The organism is Streptomyces sp. WAC04114, from assembly GCF_019733245.1.
Classification (GTDB): domain Bacteria; phylum Actinomycetota; class Actinomycetes; order Streptomycetales; family Streptomycetaceae; genus Streptomyces; species Streptomyces massasporeus_A.
Genome location: NZ_JAIGQA010000365.1, coordinates 1 through 1,485, shown reverse-complemented (window position 1 = coordinate 1,485; position 1,485 = coordinate 1). Strand labels below are relative to the sequence as shown.

The 1,485-nt window shown below is 71.9% G+C and carries 2 protein-coding genes; one reads left to right on the top strand and one right to left on the bottom strand.

Annotated features, from left to right (window positions below):
• Window positions 1-31: 31 nt before the first annotated feature.
• Window positions 32-673, top strand: a complete 642-nt coding sequence (locus tag K4G64_RS39205; RefSeq protein ID WP_221760608.1) for a Tat pathway signal sequence domain protein — start codon at window positions 32-34, stop codon at window positions 671-673.
• A gap of 18 nt (window positions 674-691) precedes the next feature.
• Here the strand turns inward: K4G64_RS39205 and K4G64_RS39200 are convergent.
• On the bottom strand, window positions 692-1,485 hold a 794-nt coding region (locus K4G64_RS39200; protein ID WP_221760607.1), incomplete at its 5' end, for a lytic polysaccharide monooxygenase.

The window sequence follows — 1,485 nt, the reverse complement described above, 5'->3', positions numbered from 1 at the left end:
CCCCCCCCGCTATGGAAAGAGGTACACCCGCATGCGTACGCGCACCCTCCTCACCCTCACCGCCGCCGTCGCCGCCCTGGGTCTCGCCGCCCCCGCCTCCGCGGCCGACACCCCTGTCCTGACCACCACCGACGGCGCGGCCGTCGCGGTCGGCGACGTCCTCGACGCGTCCCTGGCGAGCGGCACCGCCGCCACCTTCTACTCCAGCGCGACCGGCACCAGCGGCATCTCCTGCACCAAGTCGGCGTTCTCCGCCACCGTCACCGACAACCCGGCCGCCCCCGGCACCGCCACCGAGACCCTGACCAAGCACAGCTTCGACACCGCCGGCTGTACCACCAACGTCGTCGGAGTGCTCGGCGTCAGCGGCATCACCGTCGACAACCTGCCCTACACCACCGGCGTGGCCTCCGACGGCACCGTCTCCGTGACCCCGGCCGCCGGCTCCACCGTCCAGTCCACGGTCAAGCTGCGCACCCTGCTCGGCACCATCACCTGCGTGTACCAGGCCCCCGGCCTGAGCGGCACGGCGAGCAATGCCGACAACAGCATCTCCTTCACCAACCAGCAGTTCACCAAGGTGTCCGGCTCGTCGCTCTGCTTCGCCAATGCCTTCTTCACCGCCAAGTACGCCCCGGTGACCAAGGGTGGCGTCCTCGTCAACGTCAACTAGGCGCTGACGATGGGTGGTTCAGCGTCGCCGTAGCCGTACGGCCAGGACGGCGCCGCCGGTGAGCAACAGCACCGCCGCGGCGCCGCCCGCCAGCACGGGCGCGGACGGACCGGAGGCCGGAGAGGACGTACTGGCCAGCGGCGTCTCCTCGCCACCCCGCGGCCGCGGGCCGGGGGAGTCCTGCACGGCGGCGCTCGCCGCCGTCTCCTCCTTCTCCTGCTCGGCCTGCTGCCCGGACTCCTTCTCCTCGGGCTTCTCCTTCTTCTGCTCGTGCTCCTGCTCCTCCTGAGGCCGCTGCTCCTTCTTCGCCGCGGGGAAGACCACGTCCGAGCACGAGTAATAGGTGTCCGGCGTACTGCTGTTCTGCCAGACCGTGTACAGCACATGCCGCCCGCTCCGGTCGGAGGGCATCGTGACCCGGATCCGGTACGCGCCGTCCGTCAGGGCCGGGTCCGTCACCGTGGCGAACGGCTTCTCGGGCAGGTCGGACCAGTTCAGCGGCCCGGCCGGGTCGTAGCCGGGCTTCGTCAGATACATCCGGAACGTGCCGGTGTGCGGGATCGTCGAGACGTACCGCATCGTCAGCGTCGCGCCCGGAGTCATCCGGGTCGACGGCCAGTCGGCGCGGGCGAGATCGAGGCCCCGGTAGGCGGGCAGGCCCCCGCTGCACAGCTTGCCGTCCGGGACGACCTCCCGGTCCCGGCCGCCGACGTTCGCCACCCGCAGGTTGTCCCACGCCGTGAAGGGCGCGCCGTTGGCGGCGACGGCCGCACGGCACGCGGCCGTTCCCGCCCGCCCACCGCCCTCCGGAG